Raw genomic sequence first — 24,854 nt, 5'->3', positions numbered from 1 at the left:
TATTGTTTCGAAAGGAGATAGTATGATCGGTCCATACGTCAATGGAGCAGCATTGCTCATCGGCAGTATATTGGGTGGTTTTATCGGTCCCAGGTTCAGCAGGGATTTTCGGCTCCACATGCCAATGGTATTCGGTTGCACCGCGATAGGCATAAGCGTCGCCATGATTGTTAAGGAAAAATATCTTGCGCCGATAGTTCTCGCGGTAATCGTCGGAACTATTGTAGGTGAAGTCATCCATTTAGAGAGTGGTATTCAAAAAGGGGTGGGTTACGCTGGAAAACTGTTCGAAAAACATACCAAGCCACCAGCAGATCTCAACCATCAGGAATTTATAGATAAATTTATCGCTCTCACGGTTTTGTTCTGTTTCAGCGGTACGGGAATCTACGGCTCGTTGCATGAAGGGATGACAGGCGATCCTACTTTTTTGATCATCAAAGGCATTCTTGATATCTTCACCAGTCTTATCTTTGCTTCAACCATGGGTTACACCATCGGCATTCTGGTGATCCCACAATTCATTGTTCAAGCATTGCTGTACTGCCTGGCCGTCCTTATCGTACCGCTTACCAATCCAGACATGCTGGGAGATTTCTCGGCGTGCGGCGGTATTATTCTGTTGGCAATCGGATTGCGTTTATGTGGAATCAAAAATCTCCCCGTCGGCAACATGATTCCAGCACTTATTTTAGTTATGCCGTTGTCCTGGATTTGGTCAACGTATGCCCCTTAACCACTTTTGCTCGCTCGATGCAGTCGTGTTGTAACAAAGAAGCGAGCCGACGGGCCGCCGTTGGCTATCTACAGCAAGTATGTAACTGATAATTCATAGTTTTATCAGCATTAACATTGGTAAGATTTTAATACTTTGCGGGGATGTTTTGGAACCATGATGCCTGAATACGCTGTCTATTTCTTGCTGGTGAAAACATCACCTGCAGATTTTCTTTACCCGCGCCAATCTCAGCTTCAGCAACAGTCGGTTTAGATAGGTCATCAGCCCCCTGGAAACTGAAATTTTTCGCTCGGATGCACCATAACGAAGGAACAGCAGATCCAGGACATGAAAGGTTGGGGTCACCCGGCCGAGAGAACCGGTGCAGCCGGCGCAATAGCTCACCAGCCGGCGATTTTCGCTTTCCTGTCGCCGTTTTTCCATCCACCCGCGGCTCAATCTGGGTTCCATGCACCCTACGGCTCCGCCTTCACCGCAGCACAACGTCGTTTTTCCGCGGTGACGCATTTCCACCACTGTATATCCCAGATCGACCAGCAGGCTCCGGATGGCCGACTGCACTTCAGGATAATCGCGCAGTTGGCAGGGATCGTGCACGGAGATCTCACCGCTGCAGCCTGAGGTACCGATGTTCTTCGCTCCCCCCTGACGCTGCAAGATCTCGTAGACCGTCATAACCGACAGCCCTTTGCCATAATCACGGAATATCTTCGTACAGCTGGGACAAGCGGTCAGGACAGTTTTGACCCCTCGAGCGGAGAGTCGGTGCGATAGTCCACCAAAAACAGACTGAAAGTGTTCCATGCATCCAAAATCATGGGAAGGTTTTGCGCAACATGCCAGGATAATCCCAAGCGACGGGATAAACCGGCGGAGCAGTTGATAGAGCTGCCAGGTGACCTCCGGCCGTGTACCCGAGAGGCTGCACCCCGGAAAAAAAATCGTATCACAGGCATCAGGGAGCCCATACCAGGAAAATAGCCGTGATCCTCCCAGCCGCTCATACCAGAAGAGGGATCGATAGGGTCTGGCATCGAACGAACCAGACTCGACATGATAACGCCGAATCGCCAGAAACATTGCGCAGGGATCGACCTTCTCCGGACATACCGCCGTACAGAGTCCGCAAAGGCTGCAATGATATGCGACCTGCCGTTGCTGCTGAGCATTGAAATCAAACAACGTCGATATGGTTCGAGGGGTGCCGTATTGAGTCAAGAACGTGCAACTTTTCAAACAGGCGCCACAGTCGTTGCACCTTTCACGGATATCGAGAAGAATCGAAGGTAATGGCGAAGAGGAAGTCAAAATCGAATTGGCAAGTTACCAAACCACAAATGAGGAACTCTGCCTTCGAGAAACGGCTACGACCTTGGCCCGAAGACAGAGAGTACGATCATTTCTCAGCTTCAACCGGATAGCCGGCCCCTTTCCAGGCAAAGACACCACCCGGATAACGCAAGACATGGGTGTAGCCGAGCTTTTGTGCCCAGGCGGCGCCGTTGTGACTACGGGTGCACTTGACAAAACCGCAATACAAGACGATCACCCGGTCTTTGTCCGGACCGAGCAGGGCCTTGAAATCCTCAACCGTCTTGCCGCCGGTTTCTTTCGTATCCCACTGCGGCATAGCTGCGATCGGAAACAGAAACTGCTTCGCCCCGGGCACATGATTCTTTTTGTACGAATCCTCATACGGCATGGTATCGATGATCAAGGCGTCTTTTTTGGCATCAATCATAGCCTTCAGCTCATCGGTAGTGACGATGCCATAGCCTCCCTGCTGCACCTCCCGAAGGAGTTTAACTGCCCCCTGCTCCTTTTCAACCTCCGCTTTGAATTTGTCGGGGCCAAAGAAGGCGAAAGCTGATGCGCTCATGCCGACAACAAAGAAACCTACCATTATGCCGCACAAAACTTTTTTTGCGTTCACTGCGTATTCTCCTCTAAAAAAATAAGATAGTTCACACGACCGACCGCCTTCGGGTACGGCCGCGACTCCAATATACAAACAGTACCGCCACCATCATCAACACGTCGCGAACCAGGGCCGCTTTAAGCCCCTTGTATGCCTGTTCCGGGTCTTCCGGGCCAAAGCAGCCGCAATCGATATCCAAGCCAAGATGAATTCCATACAGGAGAACGGCGATGAACATAAGCAACATCAAGGCGATGGTCGGGAGACTGCCACGCAGGGAAAAAACCAGCCCGACACCTGCGACCAGTTCGACGACCGGCAGCAACACCGCAAGGGGGGAGATAAACGCCTCGGGCAGGAGGCCGAATCCGGCGATGATCTCGGCGAATCGCGAGGGATCCACAAGCTTGACTGCCCCGGAGTAGACAAAGATGCCGGCGAGCATCCAGCGGACAGCACATCCCATGGCCGGAAAAAAGCGGCCGCCTTCGAGCTGTCGGCTTCCTTTTTCTTTGTCAGTCATCACCTTGCCTCTCTCCTCGAATTCCATTTCATGTTGTATCTCTGATTCATCAGCCGGTTATACTTCGCATAAAAAGAGGACTGTTGTCAAATAGTAAAAACCGATAATTTAACAGCGATAGATAGCCAAAATAATTCATTATCTGTCTATTGCCAGTCGTTGCCCAAGCACCACCGCGCCGAAGCTCTGCACCTCATCGCCACGTAATCCGGGTCCAGCCTGTTCTTATGCCTATTTATTTTGGATCGCTGCACTTTCCCTGGCTGCGAATCACCTTATCGCTGACCGTCATCAAGGCATCCGTCAGCCGTCTTTCTCGCTGAGTCAGCTCCGACTCCGCAAAGGTGGTCCCATAGTAGGCATTGATGATTCGGGTTGAACTCATCGAAAGCGTCTCGAGAAACAAGGCGAGACTGCCCGACTGCAGATAAAGCGTTGCGTCGTTGACAAAAAGAATATCCCGCCGCCGTCTCTTGAACTCGGCAAACAGCGCTTCTATTTTACGGGCATTCCCCTTGGCCAGGCAAAGGGTGTGCGCTGCATCCCTGCCCATGAGGCGGGGAGCAATAATGTGCGCGGTCAGATACAAAACCGGTGTATCCTCCCCCAATGACAGCTTGCCGCCGATCCCCCGGACCGGGTCCGGCGACAGATCGAGAACCGCGATCTGCTGGCCGTATCCGGCCTTTACAAAATGTTCGAGAATTTTGGTGGTCAGGGTGGTCTTGCCGGAGTTGACATCTCCGGCAACCACCGTCTGACGGTTGAGATAGGGTTCGATAGCGCAATTCGTCATCACATGACCCCGAACTTTGTCAGGACGAACCGTATCGCCAGAAACGAGGTCACCAGAAAGGTGATGCCTCCCATGCAATTAAGAAGAAAAGAATTACGCAATGTGCCATGCGTCCTGTTGAGCAGGTAAAGTATGATGGCGAGAATCAGAGGCGTACCGGTAAGACCCAGGGCCAGCATCAGCGGGAGCAGCAGGAAAAAGCTGCCTTTGACAAAAGGACCGAGCATGCTCAACAGGCATCCTGCAAACACCGCTGCGGCAAAACGCTTATCTTTCACCTCCAGTGCCCAGCCCATCTTGTCGGCGAGAAAATAGGCCCCGGCCATAAAGGTGGGGGCAACGGTGGACAGGGTGGCGCCCCACAGACCGACCATAAAGACCTTCATCGCGTTGTCGCCCAAAAGAGGTCTGAGGGCAAGGGCAGCATCTGTTGCCTTTTGCACAACGATCCCGTTGGGGTGGAGCACGGCTGCGGCCACCAGAAAGATGGCCACACTGTAGAGCCCGAAGGCCAGTCCCATGGAGGAGAAGGTGTCGAAACGCGCCAGGGACAGATCTTTCGTTGTCCATGCTCTGGCATTGGTGTTGTAGGTGTGCATCCCGATAATAGTGATATGCACCGCACCACCCATGATAGCTGCCATCATCAGGGCCGCGTCGATCCCGCCAGGAAGATTGGGAATCAGCCCCCCAAGAATACCCGGCAGAGAGAGGTTGGCCATGAAAAGGGTCGCCACAAAACAAGCCACCACGAAAATCACCAGGAGCTTGCAGAGGGTTTCAAATTTCCGGTAGCCCTTACGCACCAGAAAAAGGCCAATCAGAATTCCATACATCAGACCCCAATAAGGGGTGTCAACACCGGTAACCAGAGACGTTATCCCGGAAAGTGCGTTCATCAGTACCATCGCCGCCAGCCAGGTTGCCAGGAGGGCATCGACAGTAAGGATCCATGCCCAACACTTACCCAGGTGTTTTTCCGTGGCCGCGATAATGCCCATCCCTTCAAGAATACCCACCCTGGCAGCAAGATACTGTGCGGTGGTGCCGAATACTGCACTTAAGATCACCACCCAGAGCATTTTATACCCATAGGTTGAGCCGGCAATAGCGACACTGGCCAAAGTCGCCGGTCCGCAGGCAACGGCGCTGATGATCCACGCCGGCCCCATTTCTCTGATTTGCTCCCAGAGTTTTCTTGTACCTTGAACCTCCCCTTCCGAAGCGGTGGGGGAATTGGAAATGGGTATGCCGGTTTTCATGAACTGTCTCCTCTCGTAGGTGCAGGGATTGTCGATACTGACGACTGTCGAGGGAGACGGGGATGGCTTTGCTGGGGCAGGAGAAAAAAATCCGGCGGGAAAAAGCGATCTCCGAGTTTCCTGCGACAGTATGAGCTGTATCAGGTTCGATGGGTATAATCTCAGCCCCGCAGCTATTGCAGAACACCCCAATCGGAATCAACCTTTACTAATGAGTTCTGATGAAAAAAGCAATTTTTTTATGTCGCTACGCACTACAGTTTTCCTCCAGTCACACTTAGCCCTTGAATTAAAGGGTAAAACAAGAGCTAAGTGTCCTGCAGGCTTAGGCAGAAAGGCCAAGAGCTAATCGTTTGGCGATGATCCGCTCATCCATCTTTTCTGCGGCCTGTGCATAATCAGGCTCGACCAGGAAGGCTGCACCAAACAGCTCTTCCAGTCCATTTAACGCAATATCGGTCACCAGTTTAGATCCGGTTATCTGTGGCGGTGTTCCTATATGCACCGGGATTCCGGAGGCCACACAGTACAGGCCGATAGCAACAGCTTTCTCAGAGTACCATTCGGGGGATGCACCCCAAACCGGCAGGTCGGAGATATCAACCCCCAGTGCATTCGCTATTAAGCCGCAAAGGTGAATAACTCTTGAATTATCGACACAGGAACCAAAATGGAGAACGGGAGGTATATGCAAAGCGGAACAGATCTTTTTTAAACCGGGACCGGCCATTTCGCTGCCCTCGGGAACCAGAAGTCCAGCCTTTCCTGCCGCCGTTGTAATACATCCGGTGGCCAGGACCAGGATATCTCTTTTAATCAATTCCTTAGCCAGTCCAACATTTTGCGAATCGTGCTGGAATTTAGGGTTGTTACACCCCACGATAGCCACCACTCCGCGGATAGAGCCATCTTTTATGGCATCGAGCAGCGGATCAAGACTACCGCCCAACATATTTAACAAAGCCTCATTGGAAAAACCGGTGACAACGTCTACCGGTGCAACCGGAATCTCCACCCGAGACTGATCACGGACCGCATATGCCTCTATGGCCATCTCTATTATTTCACTTGCCTGTTGTGCAGCGGTTGCGGTGTTGAAAGAAATATGCGTAGCCCCGGTAAACCGGGCTTTATCGGCAGTAGTGATAAATTTGGTATGATAGCAGGCGGCGACTTGAACCATGCTTGGCATAATACACTGATAATCAACGACAACCGCCTCCACTGCACCAGTGACAATTGCCAGCTCTGTCATCAGGTGGTTTCCGGCCATAGGAATGCCCTGTCTGCCGAGAAGTTCATTGCCTGTACAGCAGAGGCCGCCGATATTAATACCTGCTGCTCCAGCTTTTTTCGCTTGAGCCAGCATCTGCGGATCCCGCGCTGCGGCCAGCACCATCTCAGATACCACCGGATTATGACCATGCACAAGGACATTGACCATATCCACTTTAATGACCCCAAGATTCACCTGGGACTTTGCAGGGGTAGGCACCCCAAAGATAATGTCGGACAGCTCGGTGCCGATCATGGACCCACCCCATCCATCAGCCAACGCGGTTTTGGCGGAGTGCAGCATGGTGCTCACTGCATCGTTGTCACACCCCATGTGCGTACGATGCATCATTTCGGCGATTTCCCGATCCACCCCCCGTGGCATCACTTTATACTTCCGCCAGATTTCCTGGCGCACCTCGGGGACGCGGCAGACAAAACCGAGTTCTTTTTTGCGGCTGCCAAAATCAGCAAAACAGGCTTCTACCAAATCCTCCGCGATTGGTATTGTTTCCCGGCCTTCAGTGGATATTCCCAGCTCTGCGGCAACAGTTCGCAATTTTTTTTCATCGGTTATTTTGTAATCAGGCGCCCGACCCTCGATAATAGCTTCAAGGACTTCAATAAGATCACGACCATGGTCTGAGTGCCCTGCCGCTCCCCCCGCAACAAAGCGGCCAAAGTTCCGCGCCACGATCACATCTCCATCAGCCCCGCAGACCCCTCGCTGCATTTTGCCATTTTCCTTGAGACTAATCCTGCACGGTCCCATGTTGCAATTTTTACAGGTCAAGCCAAGCTCACAGAATTTGCATCCCGGCTGCTGCTGTGCAAAGCGATCCCAAACGGTCTCCACCCCGTCTCTTCTCGCTTTTTCAATCATTTTCTGGGCGTCTTCCCAGATAGTTAATTCTTTTGCAGGGGTGGGTTGTTTGGACATGATGACTCCTCAAGAAGTATTTGCTCTGTTATCTAGCCGTTCTGGCTTTAGTACAAATGCAACAGCTAGAATGTTCACTGAAGTGAGAACACTACTGCAAAGAGCCATACAAAACTGTCGCCTGGCCGACAGAAGACAAAATACTGCAACAATTGTTTCAGGAGCGAATGACTCCCCCAACGGATTCCAAGGCCGACAGGTTAGCAATGAGGAATCGGCCCCGTCCTGGTCGCTCGACAAGACCTGCTCGCACGAGATCATTGAGGAGCATTGAGACTGTTTGCCGTGTAGAACCGACCAAGCGGGCAATTTGTTCAATAGATAAGTCCAGCTGAATCTGAACACTGCCATCCGCAAAAGTTACGCCATGTTTGCCGGCCTCATTTGAAAGCAGCGCAACCAAACGTGCATTCACATCTTTAAAGGCCAGTCCATCAATTATGGTAAATGAGGTTTGTAAAATATTGCCCAGCACGCGAACCATGGCCTTGGTTACTTCAGGATCGCCAACCATCCGCTTTCGGAATGTTGTTACATCTGTCAGCAGAACCACAGCATCGGTCAGGGCCTGGACAAATGTTCCGCTATGCGTGGAGTAAATATCACCCTTTGTAAGTATCCCCAGATTAAACTCCTTTTCTTCGTAGCCAAGATAGACTCTGACTTTTCCGCTCTCTACAATAAACACGCGATTAGCCCCCGTCCCTGGCTGGCAGATATAACAACCTTTGGAAAACTTGTGACTGGTCAGCACGGAACGAAGCTCTGCAAATTCGGGACGTTGCAGGTGATCGAGCAGATTTTCTTCTAAAAATTTCATTTCCTTTCTCTCTCCGGTTCCGGCAAAGATATTGTTCATATTTCATTATGATTACCATTCAAACGACACAATGCGCCGGGAACAGCATTAATATTAGAAAAGCTACGCAAAAGAACAGATTCGTCGGGTTTGAATTCTTACCAAAAGATCTTACTCTTTCATGTATGAATGAACATCAGCCAAACGTCGCTACATGCTCATCATGGATCTATGTCCCATGGCAAAGCATAAACCAGCCGAAAATCGACATCATGCAACAGGCACAAGAGACCGAGATCGGCACGGGATCTGTACAGTTGACCAATAGTTCTGCTCACTTTATGTTGCGTTCAAGGCGGTTGTGCCCAAATTGTCATTTGCCCAAAATATGCTGATTCACTTCAAGGACTTCCCCCTCGGCATCAATGTTCCCCATACTATGGTCTGAAACAACGTGCAGGGTCAGGAAGAGAAGTGTCACGGTGCGTCCGCCAGCAGACAAGGCCCCAGGTTTGAGAGGAGACTGAAGATGTTGAAACATAGCATTTATCTGCTGGTAACCTGTGCTCTTTTAACATTAACGGCTTCTATGATTTATACGCAGAATCTCCCGGTCGTAAAGACCCGGTCGGGCCTGGTACAGGGAATCAACGAAGATGGGGCAACTGTATTTAAAGGCATTCCTTATGCGAAGCCGCCAAGAGGAGAATTAAGATGGCGTGCCCCTCAGCCCCTTGAGCACTGGTCCGGAACATACAACGCCACCGAATTTGGCCATGACTGCATGCAGGCACCTCTACCCGGTGACGACGCCCCTCTTCGTTCTTCCCCCTCTGAAGATTGCCTGTTTCTTAATATCTGGAAACCCGAGGGGGAGCCAACAACACCTTTGCCTGTATTGGTTTGGATTTATGGTGGTGGTTTTGTTAATGGAGGGTCGTCACCGGCAATGTTCAGCGGTCATGAGTTTGCCAAAAAAAATATTGTGGCCGTAAGTTTTAATTATCGGATTGGGCGTTTTGGCTTTTTTGCTCACCCGGCTCTGACCCGGGAAAATAAGGATGGCGTGCTGGGTAACTATGGGTTCATGGATCAGATCGCCGCACTGAAGTGGGTTCAGGAAAACATCCGGAATTTCGGTGGCGATCCCGACCAGGTGACCCTTATGGGTGAATCTGCTGGTGGCTTTTCTGTTCATGTCCTGTTGACATCACAACTTTCGCAAGGATTATATAAGCGGGCCATCATTCAATCGGGTGGTGGCCGCGGGGGTAACGGCATAAGGTTGCTCTCGGCCGCAAACTCGCAGGGAATGGCTTCGGCCGAATCTACAGGTGTTGCGTTCGCCCGTAAAATGGGGATCAAGGGGCAGGATCAAAGAGCGCTTGATGCACTTCGCAACTTACCGGCAAAAGATATCGTCAACGGTCTCAGTATGGCAACCATGAATGATCCGACGTACTCGGGTCCGATAATGGATGGTACTCTCATGGTGAATCTGCCCGAAGAAACCTATAAACGAGGTAAAGGTCTCAATATGCCCGTTCTTGTGGGGACGACTGATGCAGATATCGGTCTGCCTCCGACTGTTGAAACCGTACAGGAAGCACTCGCTCCATTTGGCGAAGATAAATACCAGGAGGCACGAAGTGCCTATGGCGTCAACGGAAGCAAATCACCACAAGCAATAGCTCAGGCGATCGCAAGCGATATATTGATGGTGGAGCCAGCGCGCTTTGTAATGCAGCAAGCAAGTAAGCAGCCTGCACCTGTATACGGATACAGATTCGGTTACGTGGCTGATTCCAAGAAGTCTGATTGGTCCGGGGCTTACCATTCAACAGACGTTCCATATGCCTTTAACACACTCAGCACAAAGTATGGGGCTGACCTGACAGAAAAAGACCAGGCCATGGCATCTTTAGTATTCAGATATTGGGTCAATTTCATAAAAACCGGCTCCCCGAACGGGGAAGGGTTGCCCAGATGGACCCCATTTAACAGCAAAAAGGAAATCATCATGGTTTTTGACAACAGAGGTGCTGACGCATCAACGTCAGAATCGGACCCTTGGGCCAAAAGGCTTAATCTGGTGGAATCTTTACATAATAAAAGCTTTGTCAACAGGAACCATTAGTCATTGACATCCCTCAGGACACCCTTAGCTTCCGTTGCAGCTACAATCTGGCCGATCCATCAGACGTGATCGCATCACAGGCAGCTGCCTCAGGGGTTTTCAACGATAAAGATCAGGATATAATTTTTTCGCACAATCCGGGCAGATACCATGGCTGAAGTCCGCCTCAGAATGATCGCGAATATATGTTTCCAACTGATTCCAATACCCTTTATCATCTCTTATCATTTTGCATGATGCACAAATTGGCAGGAAGCCACTTAAAGTTTTAATTTCAGCCAACGCGTCCTTAAGCTGATCGATGAGCTGTTCCCGTTCGTCTTCGATTTTTTTCCTGTCGGTGATATCAGCTGCAACCTGCAACCGTACAATGCGACCGTCAATCCACTGTATTGCCCTGTCATGCATATATAACCACGTCCCGGTTACCGTATTTTTTTGCTCCCAACTGTACTGTTTTCCCGGCTGACCGTCGTCAGTCAGAAGATATTTATTGGTGCAGAAGGAACAAGGCCTATCCTGACCTTGCTGTATGGCCTGCCAACATTTTTTGCCGACAACGTCGCCAAATTGTTTTTTGGCGTTCTCGTTGACAAACAAAATCTCATACGTCTGCATATCAGCAACATAAACAAACATATCCAGACTATCCATCAACAGGCGAAAGCGTGCCTCACTCTCCAGCAGCACTCTACGACTCAGAGTAAGGGCATCCGCCATCTCATGAAAAGCCTTGGTCAGCTTTTCAAGCTCCCGGGTTTTAGGAGTAATTTCGCTGCGCACGTCAAGGTTTCCCTGAGCAATTTTTCGTGTCAAAGTCACAAGACTTTGCAGAGGAGAAATTAATATGTTTTTTCCAACCACCCAGGAGACGAAAAGAGAGAGCACTGTTGCCAGGAGCATTAATAAAAAATTTCTGGTCAGTATAGCGTTGGCAGGCGCAATCACATAGGCTTCAGGGATACCTGCCCAAACACATAAATATGGGGGATCCCCGGGTTCGACACGAACTTGCTCGTAGGCAAAAATTCTACTTATGCCATCAGATCCAGTATTTAAAAATATGCCGGAATCCTTCGCTTTACTGACCATTTGCCAATTTTGGGATCGAATCGGTACACCGATGGGATTGGTTTTTTCCTGTTGAGGATAATAAAACAACCGAATTCCCTGATGGTCGGTCAGGCCAACAAAGGATTTTTCAGGAAGGGTCGAGAAGTTATAGAAACTGGAAAAACTGGTCAATTTGACGGCAGTAGTCAAGATGGCTTTGAGGGTCCCTTTGCGGTCGAGTACGGGATAAGCGAACGCAAAGGCAGGAACAGAAGTCCCAACCCGTGACACAATGTATTCACCAACGGCAAACCTTCTCCTGTCTATGGCCTCTCGAACATGTTTTCGATCGGCCAGATTTATTCGCGAAAAAGTGCCACCCGCAGCCAGGACTTGTCCGCTGAGATCGACTAACGCCATATTGTTGTATTGAGGATTTTTCTTCAGCACTGCCTTCAGGATTTCAGCGCTGCCCGCAACATCCATGTCCTGGATTGCTGAAAGGGAAGAAAGAGTGGCGAGAATATTTTTGGTGGAGCGGGCAATTTCTTTCTGCGCTTCGGCTATGGTGTGCGTCAGCAGTAACACGTCCCGCTTGGCATTTTCGATGGACTGCTGCCGTTGCTCCAGGCCGGAGTAAAAAAGGATGGCCAGAGCGGGAGAAACCGCCAGGATTATCAATAGAGCAAGGTTTTTACTTATTGATCCTAACGTTAAAAATCTCATAACCAGGCCTTAGCACTCATCCACATCTTCATATCAGCGAAACTCTTTCATCGGATACCACAAACACGGTAATACACAATACCAGCTCTATATACAATGACAAGAAACAGGCGGCTTGATCAGGGTCGTGCCAAGTAATTGAAATCGTGATATTAAATGATTTCTGCATGGAATCATGCAACTCACGATTACAAGACTATCGCTTTTTTTTACTCCTTGGGAATGCTAAAAACAAAATTGGGATGTCCATCAGGCGACTCATCACACCACAGATCTCCACCATGACGTCGCACAAGCTCACGGCTTACAGGAAGCCCAATACCTGAGCTCCCCTCGCTCTCAAACATTTCAAAAATCGCCCCTCTCTTCTCTATCGGAATGATTTCTCCGCTGTTGTACACGTTAAAATGGTACATCTTTCCCTTATCTTCAAACCCATACGCAATCACACCGCCTTTTTGAGTGTAACGAATAGCATTAGAAAGAAGATTTCGATACACAATGGCCAACCAGTTTTTATTGGCAGAAACAAGAATTTTATCGCCTGGAATTCCGCCCAGACGATTGTCAATCTGAAGATCCCCCTCTTCAATCTCCCGTGAAAATTCTCCGAGAATCGGATCAATGATATCCTGACGGAGGTCAAGGAGTTGTTTCCTCCCTATTTTACCGGAACTCATGACACTGGATTTGGTTAAATATTCCTTGATAATTAATTCCAGTCTCATCATGCGATTATAAACGTCGAGCAGCGTCTGCTTAACACTTTCGCTGACCTCGCCAAATCTTCCTCTTGCCAGTAACTTGACAGTTAAAGCAATGGAAACAATAGGCGATCGCATATCGTGCGTTGCAATGGAGAGCATTCGCAGGATATGGTTCTCTAACTTTTTACGCTTGGTGATATCCCGGGAAATTCCAATCACGCCAATAATCTCGCCGCTGATATCTTTCCAGGGAAATTTAGAAACAGAAATCCATGATTTTGTGCCGTTTAAGCGCGTCAGCTCCTCCTCCTTGTCCTCTAATGACTTTCCTGTTTCCATAATGAAAATTTCATCATCACGACATTTCTGTGCCTCTTCTAAAGGGAGAAAATCAAAATCGGTTTTGCCAATCATATCCTCCCAGAAAACCGCTGATCGTCTCGCTTTGGCTTCACTCACCAAAACAAATCTGCCGTCCATATCCTTGAAGAATATCGAGTCCTCAGTGTGACGCAAAAGCGCCATCATCTCAGGACACCTTTGATGTAAATTACTGGTCATACCATTGGAACTCCCAAAAGAGGATAATTATGCGGTAACATATCGAATACAAGTGGATTTTTAAAAATTCATGCACCTGACTACAGAAAAACACCTCCCGCTACAGTCACTCCACCTTTCCACTTGACTCCAGAGAGAGCACGGAGTCAGAGTGAAATATTGCTGCCTGGCAGTCCAGTTCAAAAACTCCCCAAATTATTCCTGCGTATCGGGAAGATAATCAGCGCGGACCGGAGAGAAAATTTCCACAACAACCGAATCTTCAAGGGCAACAACAGCGTGTTCCCTGCCGCCAGGCAGACACCAGCTGTCGCCGGTTTCAACCTCGCGCTCCTTATTCTCGACGGTAAAGAGCAGTCTCCCCGAAATCAGGAGTCCCGTTTGCTCATGCGGGTGCTTGTGCGGCGGAATTTTAGCACCTCTGGCCAGTTTAAATCGCCCCATCAGGGTTTTTTCGCCATGGACAAGGGTCTGCAGCTCGACGCCCTCCAGAAGCTTTCGATACTCCACCGTATTATTTTTACAAAACATTGCGAGACACTCCTTATCATTTCATTGAGGTTTTGGCCTAAAGGTTTGGCACCGATCACATTCCCATCCGTCTAATCAAGAAATGAATGGCCGTATTTTTTCCAGATTTTAATGGCGATACTGAGAGGTTTCATCATGGGAACGGTGTAGGTGTGCAGCTTTTTATCAGCCATATACTTTCTGCACCGGTCCACATATTCTGAAAAACCTCTGGGAGAGATAATGAGTGGTTTCGTCAGCTCTTCCTTCAACTCGACCAATCTTTCAGGCAGATATTCCGAGAGAAGCGGGACCTGCAGATAAATGGCGGCCACAATCACATCGGTATTGGGGTCTTTATCTATAATTCGGATAGACTCGAGAAGCCTCTCATCGTTGCAGTTTCCGAACAGATCAATCGGATTGTTTCCGACATTTCTCAGAATGGTCTCACTCTGACTTTGCTGCTCGGGTTTCAGGTTTTTCTCGATCAGTGCCTTCATTCGTTTTCTGGTTTCAGGGGCAAATTCGGCAAGCGACATGCCTTCCTCGGTGACCTGATCGGCAAGAAGAATTCCCGCTCCTCCGCCAACACTGACCACTGCGATCCTGCTGCTCTCGGTCTTTGGCTGACTGGTGAGGATCGAGATGACATTGACCAATATTTTGGGGTCTTCGGTAAGCTCTTCCACCAGATAAAATCCAGCCTGTTCGCAGCATGCTTTAAAGGCTTCGTGGCTTCCGGCGAGGGATGCGGTATGGGAAAGCGCTGCTTCGGCGCCCCCCCCGGTGCCTCCTTTGATGATCAGGACAGGTTTCTTTTTTGCGACCTCCCGGCCAATTTTCATGAGCTTTAAGCCGTCGGCGACGCCTTCCAGGTAGATGGCAATGATTTTTATTTTCGGATCATTACCCATATGGGCCAAGAGCTCCGGTACACCAGTGCATGCCGCATTACCGATAGAAACCCATTTCCCCAGATTCTGGTTATCTGCACTGAACATTTCCAGCAGTTCAAGGCCAATACCGCCGCTTTGGGAAATAACCCCGACGCAGTTGGGTTTGGCAACAGGCACAGAACGTTGCTCAGGAATGTAATTGGTATTAAGACCGGTAAAGGTATCGATGACACCCATACAGTTGGGGCCGATAAAAGCGACCTTATAGGTTTCGCTTATCGCCACCAGCTGCTCCTCGAGTTCCTTCCGTCCCATTTCGGCAAAGCCATCACTGAAGATAATGGCCCCTTTCCCACCCATCCTGCAGAATTCTTCAAAAATGGCCACTGTCCTCTCAGAATTTACGGCAAAGACTCCCACTTCCGGGATTTCCGGCAGATCTTTCAGAGAGGGATAACAGATGAGGCCGTGAATTTTTGCAAGTTTCGGATGTACCGGATACAGCTTGCTGATTTTAGAACAGTTTTTCAAAATGACCCCGCCTTGAGTACCAGGACGGGAGGCACCGATGACCGCAACCGATTTAGCATTAAAAATGGCATCGATACTATCCAGTTTCCACTGTTTGATATTCTCTGCCAGGGGTTTGACAATGTTCTCATCACGAATAAGCCTGGCATCGACAATGGCGCAACCTTCTTCGTAGACAATAACAGGATTGAGATCGAGTTCACTGATATCCGGATTGGCCGCCATAAGTTTTGAGATATTCACGGCCAGATTGATAATTATTTCCTTGTCGTACCGTTGCCCTCTAAACCCGTCAAGGACCTTGCCGGCCTGGGTTTTCGTCAGCATACGTTCAATATCATTTCTGGCAAGAACCCCAATGCCCATGGCGGCATCACAATAAAGCTCGACAAAAATTCCGCCAATACCGATCATTGTCACCGGCCCGAACCCGGGGTCCTGTTTTGCCCCGATTAACAGCTCAAAACCCTTTTCCGCCATTTTCTGAACAAGAAGGCCTTCCCTGTTCTCTCCGGATAAACCACCCATTTTTTCTTCAATGGATGCGCAGGCCTGTTGAAGTTGACTTTTCGTTTTTATATTTAAAAAAACGGTCCCGTCATCGGATTTATGGATGATTTTTTCTGAAACAGGTTTGACTGCGACAGGATAGCCAAACGCATCGGCGGCACGTTCCGCATCCAGAATGGAGTACACTTGACGGCCATCTGCCTGAATACCGTATTGACTCAACAGCGCACTGCTTTCCAAAAAATCCATCTGCCTTTTAGCCATTTTCACTATCCCCTGCTCAAGTATGTTTTCAACCTCTCCGCCACTCGACAGCCACGGTTTCAGTCAGCCCATTTCAATACCATAAGCCTGCGCAATATTCTGGTGAAAAGGCACACGCTCACAAGTACCAGAAAATGGTAACTGAGAATGGGAGAAGCCCTACAGATACGAAAAAACCGGGAAAACAATGTGCGGCATTGCTTCTTGTCACATTCAGTCGATATGATGCAACATTATCATAGGCGCCATGGAAAACAAGCCAATATTCTATCGCTCAGAGGTCGTCAGGCCAGAGCGTAGCAAACCTTGAGCACCTGTTTCACGCTTGGAGAAGTTCTTCAGATGCTTGCGACATAATTTTTCGGCCATTATGATAGTTTTTACTATTTATATTCTACTTTTTACTACCTATTGCATTCGTCAAGAGAAGACATACTGTATAAGCAGGTCAACGAGGAATGGAATCATGGATGGCAAACTAATGAGAAGCAAATTGAGAGTTGACCGACACAACTATTCAACTGAATCCGAGAGGTGATATTATGAGTATGAGAGGCGAAATAATTTCCAAAGAGTATAATAACATGGTCTTCGTACATGATAAAAACGGTAAAGAGTATGCCTGTTATGTGGATGATCTGAAGCATTTCAAAAGAGGCGAAGACCTTACCGAGAGCGAACGGGAAAAGTGCACGGACATCAGTCTCGTTCTTGGTGACAGCTGGTAAGCTTGAGTGGGGTGCCCCCGATCTGCCAACCATGATCGGGAGTATCCTGCTCTGTCGCAAAAAAACCCTGCTGATATATTTCAGCAGGGTTTTTTTTGTGTGTTTTGGCTGCAACAGAAGTGCTCTTGCGGAATACCGCCTACAAACATGATGACAAAGCATCAATAAGGGATCGATATTGCGGGACTTCGAGATGGTTCCATGGTTAAATCTCCACTACTGAAAAGGTAGGCCGATTTCATGCAATAAAGGAGATAATATGAAACCCAGACGTTCCAATTTATCCGTCCCAGGACATATAGAAAAGATGCACGGCAAGGCTCTTGCGAGCAATGCCGATGTCATCATGCTGGATCTGGAGGACAGTGTGCCGGTAGATGCAAAAGAAAAGGCCCGCGCACAGGTAATTCGCTCTCTGCTCGACCTTGACTGGACCGGCAAAACCGTCACCGTCCGCATCAACTCTCTCGACACCCCGTTTGCTTATCGCGATCTTCTTGAGGTGGTTGAAAATGGTGGCCACATTCTGGACGCCATCGTAGTTCCGAAGGTGAATGCCCCGGGCGATATATCTTTTGTCGACCGTATGCTGGACGGTATCGAGATGAACAAGAAGCTCTCCCCTCACCTCGGCATTGAGGTTTCGATCGAGACAGCCGAAGGTTTACTCAAGTCTGCGGCTATCGGCCGAGAAAGTAATCGCCTGCAAACCTTTGTCTTCGGTATTGCCGATTACTCAGCCTCGGTGGGAGCACGGCTGGTATCAATTTCCGGACATGGGGAAAAGGAAGAGGATCTGTACCCCGGACATCGCTGGCATTTTGCCTTAAGTAGAATGATTATGGCAGCCAAGGCCAACCGCTGTCTTGCCATTGACGCGCCCTATGGAAACTTCAGGGATCCGGAAGGATTACGTCGTTCTGCAACAATGTCCTGTGCTCTCGGTTGTGATGGTAAATGGGCCATTCACCCTGATCAGATCGACATCATCAACGAGGTTTTCACCCCTTCACCAAAAGATATCGAACTTGCGGCTAGAGTACTTGAGGCTGATGCAAATGCGGCGGCCGAAGGCAGGGGCGCCGTCGCCGTGGATGGGCGTATGGTTGATCAGGCCACGGTGCGCATGGCAAAACAACTCTGGGAACAGGCACGATACCTTAAATTGACACGAACCTGATCAACGGGGAAGACAGCAGCCCGGAATCAAAAACGACCAGATTCGCGACGAAAATCAATCTGGACGGGGAAGATTTGACTGTATCTGACGGATTTATCATCACTCAGGTACAATCCCCGGGCTGCCGGAGAAGAAACTGCATAAAAGAGGAGCAGGACTGAAAAAACTGCAGTCCTGCTCCTTGGGTTCAGACAACCTGGAACGCAGCCACTTATCAATGGAAGTGGAATTCGTTCGCCCCCTCTTTGGCGGTGATTTTACTGCCAACGACAATAGAAAGTACCGTAATACCCACAACCAGGGCAAAAACACCGATCAGATAGCTTACCCCCACAGAGGATACAACCTGAGCAACCGCCTTGACTGCCACTTCGGCTTTGTCATATGCAGGGATCATCCATGGCAGGGCATATGCCTGCAGGGTAACCATAATACCGACCACAAAACACAGGATCAGGGAGTGCTTCAGGGTGAACCGGAAAATATCGCCCTCTTTGCCGACCAGACCCGTCGCTGAGGTGGCGACCGCAATAGACTGGGGAGAAATCATCTTGCCGCAGACGCCGCCAGAGGAGTTTGCCGCAACCAGGACAACCGGATCAACACCAATCTTCTGGGCGGTTACCACATGCAGTTTCGAGAAAAAAGCATTGGAAGAGGTATCAGAGCCTGTCATAAAGACACCCAGCCAGCCAAGAAATGGGGCAAAAAACGGAAAGAACGAACCCGTTGAGGCAAATGCATCACCCAGGGTGACAACCATACCTGAAAAGTTGAAGATGTAGGCAAATCCGATGATCATTGAGATGGTAAAAATAGGCCACAACAGTCTCTGGACCGTCTCTATGGCGACCGTAATGCCAGTTTGAACGCTCGCACCGGTGATGGGCACAGAAAAAATTCCGGCAAATAAAATGGCAGTTCCCGCTGCACTCAGCAGGTTGAGAGAATAAATCGCGTGAATGGGATCCGCCCCTTTCAGGATCATGTTATTGAGACCGGCGATTTCGAATTTCACGAGGAATAAATGATCCAGCGCCGTCTTGATAGACGGAATGCCCCAGGCAGCGACAAAGACGGACAGAATAATGAATGGTGCCCAGGCCCGGAAAACCTGCCCGCCGGTGTATTGGAGTTTCTCTCGTCCCAGACTGGATTTTTCCCCCGGGAAATGCCAGCTCTCTTCAGGATGCCATTTTCTCAGGAACAGAACCAAACAGACGATGGAGGCTATTGCCGCAAGGATATCCGGAAGCAGAGGCCCCATGTAGTTTGAGGTCAGAAATTGAACAATAGCAAAAGAGCCGCCACAGACAAAACATGCCGGCCACACCTGCAGACCTTTTTTCCATCCAGCCATCAAAACGGTGAGATAGAGGGGAATGATAACGCTCAGAAACGGCAGGGTGCGGCCAACCATCTGACTGATGGCCATTTCAGGAATGCCTGAAACCTGGCCGGCGACAACGATCGGGATACCGATGGCACCAAAAGCGACCGGAGCCGTATTGGCAATAAGGCAGACGCCGGCGGCGTAGAGAGGGTTGAAGCCCAGACCAACCAGCATTGCCGCGGTGATGGCAACAGGGGTACCAAAGCCCGCTGCACCCTCAAGAAAGGCACCAAAGGAAAAACCGATGAGCAATGCCTGCATACGGCGGTCGTCGGTGATGGAGGCCAGGGAGTTTTTAATAACCTCGAATTGTCCGGTCTTGACCGACAGGTGGTAAATAAACAAGGCTGTTACAATAATATAGCAAACTGGAAATATGCCAAAAAGAGCTCCGTCTAATGTGGCGAGAAGAGCTAATTTCACCGGCATTCCATAGGCGATTATCGCTACCATGATGGCCAGTACCGTTGCTCCCAGAGCGGCCCACTGGCCTTTCATTCTTTTCCATGCCAAAGCCCAGAAAAGAAAAATAATGGGTATAGAGGCAATAAGGGCAGACAGCCCAATATTGCCAAAAGGATTATAAACTTGTTGCCAGGGCATAAGATTTTCCTCCGCGGCGGATAGAGTTGTTTTTTATTTCAGATGAGTTGATTGGACTACACAGAAATAGTTTGAGAAATGATCCAAAAGGGGGTGTTTCTTCTTTACATACCTTCCGCTTCTCCTCCTATAATTTGCAATATCGAATTGTTTGCCAACGCCTGACAACCAGGAACGGTGCTGCCAATTCCGTCCACCAGCTCCAGCCTCCAAAATTGGTATGACCAATTAAATACTGGAATTATATTTATTTGTCAACGAGAATTAAATACCCAAAATTAATATTTATTATACAATTATTTCAATATCTTAGCAAAATTCTTCCATCCTGCCCTTTCGCCCTATCATGTACCTGTATTGCCATATTGGTAGTACCAATTTTGGAAGGACCATTATGGGTGAAAAATATTTTATCAATACCTTTGGCCTGTTAGCTCGGCGGATCATAGCGCCAAGACCACAGAGAGACTCTTGTTTGTGTTATGTTTTTTATGGCATGCATTGCCCCTGCGAGAGGCGGGCAGACCGAAAATTTGGTAAAAGGAGTACTTTTGTTGAAGGCGTTGACAGCGATCCTCTGCATAGCGAAGCGCTGCTGGTATCTACGGGATTTGCGGCCCAGGTGCCGTTCTGCCTGGTTTGCAGGTAGGCATCCATGTTGAGCCGCCCGGTTGCAAAACTGATCTGGGCAAGCTCAAGGATGTCTAGGGGGATTTCATCAGGATAAATATCCTGTGCGGCTGATTTGCATGTACTGTTTTCTCAGGCCGGCTTAATATTTTGATTCATACAGAAGAGATTGGTTGGATCATACGTCCGCTTCACCCGAGCAAGACGATCATAGTTCGGCCCATAAGCGGCACGGAGCCGATCACTCTCGTCCCCTGTGAGGAAATTGACATACACGCTGCCGCTGGCAAAAGGGGCAGAGGCCTTGAAAAAACTGCGCGCCCAGTCAATACAGCGTTCGTCGTCAGCCGGGTCCTCCCAGCGACCATGCACATTCATTGCGTACAGGGTGTCTCGATGTGCGTATGCCGTGGCATCCGGCGCCGGCAGTGTAGCAGCGCCACCGATAGCGCCGAAGAATATCTCACACTGCGGCGAAGGAAGCGTCTTGACATACTGCAGTACCGCATCAAACAAACCGTCGTCGAGCGTTCTGAAGTTGTGCGATTTCCAGTAGTTTCTCGCGCCATGGGCCAGCAGCGGATCAAAAGCCTGCTGCCAGGCGGAGTACGGCTGGACGCCGACATGTTCCCCTAAGGGCGTGCCAAATTTGCGCAACGGCTCTGTAAGCGACGCCCCCTGTTTTGGGTCGCCCGCATACAACAGGGCCAGCACCAGGACCTCCCTGCCATGTACCGCCTCTGGCAGAAAAGGCAGAGGCGGTGCCTGACGAAGGACGATCCACACAGAAAGTTCGTCAGGCGCCTCGGCCTGAAATTCACGATATTTTTGCAACACCGACTTCGCCTCGGAAATTGGGTAGACGATCAAGCCACTCAGCACATCCGGCCCGACGGGGTGAAGCCGGAATTCGAAGCTGGTGACAACACCAAAATTACCGCCGCCTCCCCGCAATGCCCAGAAGAGGTCGGGATGTTCGGTATCACTGGCACGAATGATTTTTCCCTCTGCGGTTACTACCTCGGCAGACTCAAGGTTATCGACCGTCATGCCGTACTTGCGGCTTAACCAGCCAAAGCCGCCACCAAGTGTCAGGCCGGCAACGCCGGTGGTGGAATTGATTCCAAGCGGGGTAGCCAGACCATGGACCTGGGTCGCCGCATCAAGGTCTGCAAGCGTCGCCCCACCTTCAATTACCACACGGCGTTTGCCTGGATCGACACTCGCTTTTTTCATCCGGGATAAATCTATGACGAGACCGTCGTCACATACGGCATTACCGGCAATATTGTGCCCACCGCCGCGGACGGCAAGCAGCAGCTTATTGTTTCGCGCAAAATTTACTGCACACACGACATCCGCAGCGGTTACGCAACGGGCAATGAGCGCAGGATGTCTGTCGACCATGCCGTTCCATATTTTTCGTGCAGCATCATAGGCTACTCCATCGTCCGGGAGAAGGATCTGTCCCTGGTGATTCTTTTTCAACGCATCGATTTTTACAGCTTGCAATGTTTTCATGGTAGTATCCTCCTCCACTCTATTGCGGTTGATGGCCCGCAATCAAACAAAGGGTGACAATCGTAAAGCCGATTTTTACCGGCTTGCTGCTCTGCCTCACTTGCTGGGCTCCATCGGCAACTGTTCAATCTTTCATTTCAATTGTTTGAGTTCTGCGTGCAGATACAATACGCTGTTCGTGGTGGTGCTTTCTATCGGCAGACTTGCCATTGACCCACCGCCGAAGCAGGGTGGCATGGACGGCGGGATTCCCCGCCTAACAAGCCTTTCATTTGACCCGGCACCCCGTTCCCCGTGACCCCAATATCCTCAGCCGCCTAAGATCACGAGAACAAGCAACCGGCAGCAACAACGGGCAGTCTCAGAACTCGACCTTATGCAGGATCTGCTCGACTGCACCGGAATCAACACCTTGTTTTGCAAGGATTTTTTTGGCATGCTCTTCAAATTGCAGGCGCCTGACCTCCGCCGTACTGTTACGCAGACCCTGCTGAACGTAGCAATTAATAATTGCCTGAAAATCAGTGCCGTCCAGGGCGGCTGCTTCCTGCAACTTCTCGACGAGTTCAACCGGCATTTCCAGCGTTACGGTGGCAGTGGGCTGATCAGCATAGGCTGAGGGCATCTGGCATAATGTATCTTTCATGATGAGTTCTCCTTTTCATCGTATGCGCAATAAAACAAACACTCCGTCCCAAGATGGACGGTTTCATAGGGATACATTCAGCATTTATACCACAATGTAAAGGTCGTAAATTATTGCTGCTGGAGGGATCGGCGTCGTGCTGATCTGGAGAAGTAGACTCTTTCCAGATCAGCACAAAAAAAATGGGGGGGGGAGGGGCTAACTGAGAAGCCTCAGAGTTTTCGTCTTACCAATCAAACCTTGAATTTTTTCATGAGAGTTTCCAGCTGAGAAGCCAGGTCGAATAATCCTTCAGCGTTCAAATGGACTTGACTGCTGCCCTCTACCACCTGATGTGACTGTTGATCGATTTGGGCTATTTCGCGGGTTATATCGGCAATGACCAGCGTGCTTTGCGCCACATTATCGTTGACTTCCGCAATTCCTTGAGAAGCCTGGGAGATATTGCCGGCGATCTCGTTGGATGCGGCCGATTGTTCTTCTACGGCGCTGGCGATACCGCTGATGACGCTATTAATCTCAACAATCACCGTGGAAATCTCACCGATATCCACCACCGTTGTTGAGGTTGTGGACTGGATCTCGCTGATCCGCTCTTTTATAGTAACGGTGGCCGCTGCCGTTTGCCGTGCCAGTTCTTTTATCTCGTTGGCAACGACTGCAAATCCCTTGCCCGCTTCGCCCGCTCTGGCCGCTTCGATAGTCGCATTCAAAGCGAGCAGGTTGGTCTGTTCCGATATCTCGGTAATCGTTTCGGTCACCCTGCCGATGTTCCTTGCCGATTCACCAAGGGAATCCATCTTATCAGACGCGAGACGAGACTGGCTGACCGCACCCTCGGAGATCGATCGCGCCTTTTCAGCGTTGCCGGCTATCTCAGTGATCGTTGCCATCATCTCCTCAGTGGAAGAAGCAACCATATTGACATTATTTGACGACTGCTCCATCGCCGCCGAAACAGACTGGATGTTGACACTCATCTCTTCGCTGGCGGCAGCAACAGCACCGGATTTTTCAGACGTGTCGCGAGCGCCTGACGATAACTGCCTGGAAACTGCAGCCAGATCAGTGGACGAAGAGGTAAGCTTTTTGACTCCGACTACGATCTCTCTGATCATCGAACCAAGCTGCTCAACCATTGTATGCAGCGACTGGGCCATTTGCCCGATCTCATCACCTCGGCGCCGTAACCCAGCGGGCACTTTCTGCAGCAAATCACCTTGTGCAATACCTTCTAAGATGGAAACGATGACGGTTATCGGTTTGCTGATATTTCGAGATATCAGGGCACCGAGAGTAAGTGACAGAACCACAACACCAATAAAAACAATGAGCATAGCATATTGCCGCCATTGAAGTTCATCGGCCGCGTGTATTTCTAGCTGGGCAAAGTTGGCATTGGCCAACTCGACCACCCTGTCGATGGCATGACGGTGATTAATATAAGCGGGCTTGAGCTGTTGCAGAAAAATTTCTCTGGCTTTCCCCATCTGATTATTTCTAATGGCAGAGGAGAATTCGCCCAAGGCAATGCTGAAAAATTGCTGGGCATATGTGACGGAGTCTTTAAGAAAGGCCGGGCGAATCTCTTCATCGAGAAGATTCTTGTCCCAGTAATCTATGCGTTCCTGATAGTAACCGGAGCCATCTGACAATTCCTTCAAACGCACGAGCAGCTGCTCACGCACCGAAGGATCTTCTTCAGCAGTAGCTGCCTCCATGGCACATAAATAGCTCTCGATGATATAGGCCGGTGGCGGCAGTATATCGGCGATGAGATCTTTTTTATCAATGAGCTGATTATACAGTGGGCTTTTGATCTTAATAGCGTTGATGGTTGTCAAAGCGAAAACGCCAAACAGGATAAAAATAAAAGCAATGCCGGTAAATGAAACGATCAATTTCTTGCCGATTGTCCAACGTGTCGTCATATGAGGTTTTCCATTGAATTTTGTGATAGAGGACTTTGTATAATATCCACAAGCAGTCATTAAATATTTATT

At 49.6% G+C, this 24,854-nt stretch carries 21 protein-coding genes and 1 riboswitch; of the genes, 5 read left to right on the top strand and 16 right to left on the bottom strand.

The features are described from left to right. Window positions 1-22 precede the first annotated feature (22 nt). Window positions 23-736 carry a DUF554 domain-containing protein gene (locus FCL47_RS14500; RefSeq protein ID WP_136814237.1) on the top strand — a complete coding sequence of 238 codons (714 nt, stop codon included), beginning with the start codon at window positions 23-25 and terminating at the stop codon, window positions 734-736. Between the two features lie 198 nt (window positions 737-934). Here the strand turns inward: FCL47_RS14500 and FCL47_RS14495 are convergent, their stop codons facing one another. From FCL47_RS14495 to FCL47_RS24575, 8 genes are all read right to left on the bottom strand, one after another. After that, complete coding sequence (locus tag FCL47_RS14495; protein ID WP_255580700.1) at window positions 935-2,047, bottom strand: (Fe-S)-binding protein; 1,113 nt, start codon at window positions 2,045-2,047, stop codon at window positions 935-937. 88 nt (window positions 2,048-2,135) lie between these two features. Further along, window positions 2,136-2,642: a rhodanese-like domain-containing protein gene (locus FCL47_RS14490; RefSeq protein WP_136814368.1), complete on the bottom strand. Its 507-nt coding sequence runs from the start codon at window positions 2,640-2,642 to the stop codon at window positions 2,136-2,138. A gap of 61 nt (window positions 2,643-2,703) precedes the next feature. Continuing rightward, on the bottom strand, window positions 2,704-3,180 hold the full coding sequence (locus FCL47_RS14485; protein ID WP_167496499.1) for a MauE/DoxX family redox-associated membrane protein: 477 nt from the start codon (window positions 3,178-3,180) through the stop codon (window positions 2,704-2,706). 235 nt (window positions 3,181-3,415) lie between these two features. Beyond that, the gene (locus FCL47_RS14480) at window positions 3,416-3,976 is read right to left on the bottom strand and encodes a hypothetical protein (protein ID WP_136814234.1); all 561 of its coding nucleotides are present in this window, start codon (window positions 3,974-3,976) and stop codon (window positions 3,416-3,418) included. Beyond that, on the bottom strand, window positions 3,976-5,238 hold the full coding sequence (locus tag FCL47_RS14475) for an NRAMP family divalent metal transporter (RefSeq protein ID WP_136814233.1): 1,263 nt from the start codon (window positions 5,236-5,238) through the stop codon (window positions 3,976-3,978). The genes FCL47_RS14480 and FCL47_RS14475 overlap by 1 nt, the downstream gene beginning before the upstream one ends. A gap of 99 nt (window positions 5,239-5,337) precedes the next feature. Next, window positions 5,338-5,439: riboswitch (TPP riboswitch) on the bottom strand. Window positions 5,440-5,563: 124 nt separating this feature from the next. Continuing rightward, window positions 5,564-7,453: an anaerobic carbon-monoxide dehydrogenase catalytic subunit gene (cooS, locus tag FCL47_RS14470; RefSeq protein WP_136814232.1), complete on the bottom strand. Its 1,890-nt coding sequence runs from the start codon at window positions 7,451-7,453 to the stop codon at window positions 5,564-5,566. A 157-nt stretch (window positions 7,454-7,610) separates the two neighbouring features. Beyond that, complete coding sequence (locus tag FCL47_RS14465; protein ID WP_205747331.1) at window positions 7,611-8,312, bottom strand: Crp/Fnr family transcriptional regulator; 702 nt, start codon at window positions 8,310-8,312, stop codon at window positions 7,611-7,613. 313 nt (window positions 8,313-8,625) lie between these two features. Continuing rightward, entirely contained in the window at window positions 8,626-8,793 is a 168-nt protein-coding gene (locus FCL47_RS24575; RefSeq protein WP_167496498.1) for a hypothetical protein, read from the bottom strand. Here FCL47_RS24575 and FCL47_RS14460 point away from each other — a divergent pair. Beyond that, window positions 8,782-10,389 carry a carboxylesterase/lipase family protein gene (locus tag FCL47_RS14460; protein ID WP_136814231.1) on the top strand — a complete coding sequence of 536 codons (1,608 nt, stop codon included), beginning with the start codon at window positions 8,782-8,784 and terminating at the stop codon, window positions 10,387-10,389. The genes FCL47_RS24575 and FCL47_RS14460 overlap by 12 nt on opposite strands. 99 nt (window positions 10,390-10,488) lie before the next feature. Here the strand turns inward: FCL47_RS14460 and FCL47_RS14455 are convergent, their stop codons facing one another. The 4 genes from FCL47_RS14455 to FCL47_RS14440 all read right to left on the bottom strand — a co-directional run bounded on the left by FCL47_RS14455 (window position 10,489) and on the right by FCL47_RS14440 (window position 16,150). Beyond that, window positions 10,489-12,168 (bottom strand): cache domain-containing protein, encoded by a 1,680-nt coding sequence (locus tag FCL47_RS14455; RefSeq protein ID WP_136814230.1) that lies wholly within the window; start codon window positions 12,166-12,168, stop codon window positions 10,489-10,491. A 209-nt stretch (window positions 12,169-12,377) separates the two neighbouring features. Beyond that, entirely contained in the window at window positions 12,378-13,436 is a 1,059-nt protein-coding gene (locus FCL47_RS14450; RefSeq protein ID WP_136814229.1) for a PAS domain-containing sensor histidine kinase, read from the bottom strand. A 195-nt stretch (window positions 13,437-13,631) separates the two neighbouring features. Continuing rightward, on the bottom strand, window positions 13,632-13,967 hold the full coding sequence (locus FCL47_RS14445; protein ID WP_136814228.1) for a cupin domain-containing protein: 336 nt from the start codon (window positions 13,965-13,967) through the stop codon (window positions 13,632-13,634). Between the two features lie 71 nt (window positions 13,968-14,038). Beyond that, window positions 14,039-16,150 carry an acetate--CoA ligase family protein gene (locus tag FCL47_RS14440; protein WP_136814227.1) on the bottom strand — a complete coding sequence of 704 codons (2,112 nt, stop codon included), beginning with the start codon at window positions 16,148-16,150 and terminating at the stop codon, window positions 14,039-14,041. 542 nt (window positions 16,151-16,692) lie between these two features. On the opposite strand from FCL47_RS14440, the gene FCL47_RS14435 reads away from it, so the two are divergent. Both FCL47_RS14435 and FCL47_RS14430 read left to right on the top strand, forming a co-directional pair. Continuing rightward, window positions 16,693-16,878 carry a hypothetical protein gene (locus tag FCL47_RS14435; protein ID WP_136814226.1) on the top strand — a complete coding sequence of 62 codons (186 nt, stop codon included), beginning with the start codon at window positions 16,693-16,695 and terminating at the stop codon, window positions 16,876-16,878. Window positions 16,879-17,137: 259 nt separating this feature from the next. Continuing rightward, a complete protein-coding gene (locus FCL47_RS14430) occupies window positions 17,138-18,058 on the top strand; it encodes a CoA ester lyase (RefSeq protein ID WP_136814225.1) in 921 nt (306 codons plus the stop codon). A 214-nt stretch (window positions 18,059-18,272) separates the two neighbouring features. Here FCL47_RS14430 and FCL47_RS14425 read toward each other — a convergent pair whose 3' ends face one another. Further along, window positions 18,273-20,054 (bottom strand): L-lactate permease, encoded by a 1,782-nt coding sequence (locus FCL47_RS14425; protein ID WP_136814224.1) that lies wholly within the window; start codon window positions 20,052-20,054, stop codon window positions 18,273-18,275. A gap of 762 nt (window positions 20,055-20,816) precedes the next feature. Next, window positions 20,817-22,205 (bottom strand): FAD-binding oxidoreductase, encoded by a 1,389-nt coding sequence (locus FCL47_RS14420; protein WP_136814223.1) that lies wholly within the window; start codon window positions 22,203-22,205, stop codon window positions 20,817-20,819. Between FCL47_RS14420 and FCL47_RS14415 the strand changes: the two genes are divergently transcribed. Next, window positions 22,204-22,503, top strand: coding sequence for a hypothetical protein (locus FCL47_RS14415; protein ID WP_136814222.1), 300 nt, complete (start codon window positions 22,204-22,206; stop codon window positions 22,501-22,503). The two genes, FCL47_RS14420 and FCL47_RS14415, sit on opposite strands and share 2 nt — an antisense overlap. A gap of 63 nt (window positions 22,504-22,566) precedes the next feature. Here the strand turns inward: FCL47_RS14415 and FCL47_RS14410 are convergent, their stop codons facing one another. Continuing rightward, window positions 22,567-22,851: a hypothetical protein gene (locus FCL47_RS14410; RefSeq protein WP_136814221.1), complete on the bottom strand. Its 285-nt coding sequence runs from the start codon at window positions 22,849-22,851 to the stop codon at window positions 22,567-22,569. Window positions 22,852-23,084: 233 nt separating this feature from the next. After that, window positions 23,085-24,782 (bottom strand): methyl-accepting chemotaxis protein, encoded by a 1,698-nt coding sequence (locus FCL47_RS14405; protein ID WP_240744252.1) that lies wholly within the window; start codon window positions 24,780-24,782, stop codon window positions 23,085-23,087. Window positions 24,783-24,854: the final 72 nt, after the last annotated feature.

Origin of the sequence: Desulfopila sp. IMCC35006 (genome assembly GCF_005116645.1) — a bacterium.
Lineage (GTDB): Bacteria > Desulfobacterota > Desulfobulbia > Desulfobulbales > Desulfocapsaceae > Desulforhopalus_A.
The sequence above is the reverse complement of the archived record's forward strand: the minus strand, read 5'-3'. Positions and strand labels throughout refer to the sequence as shown.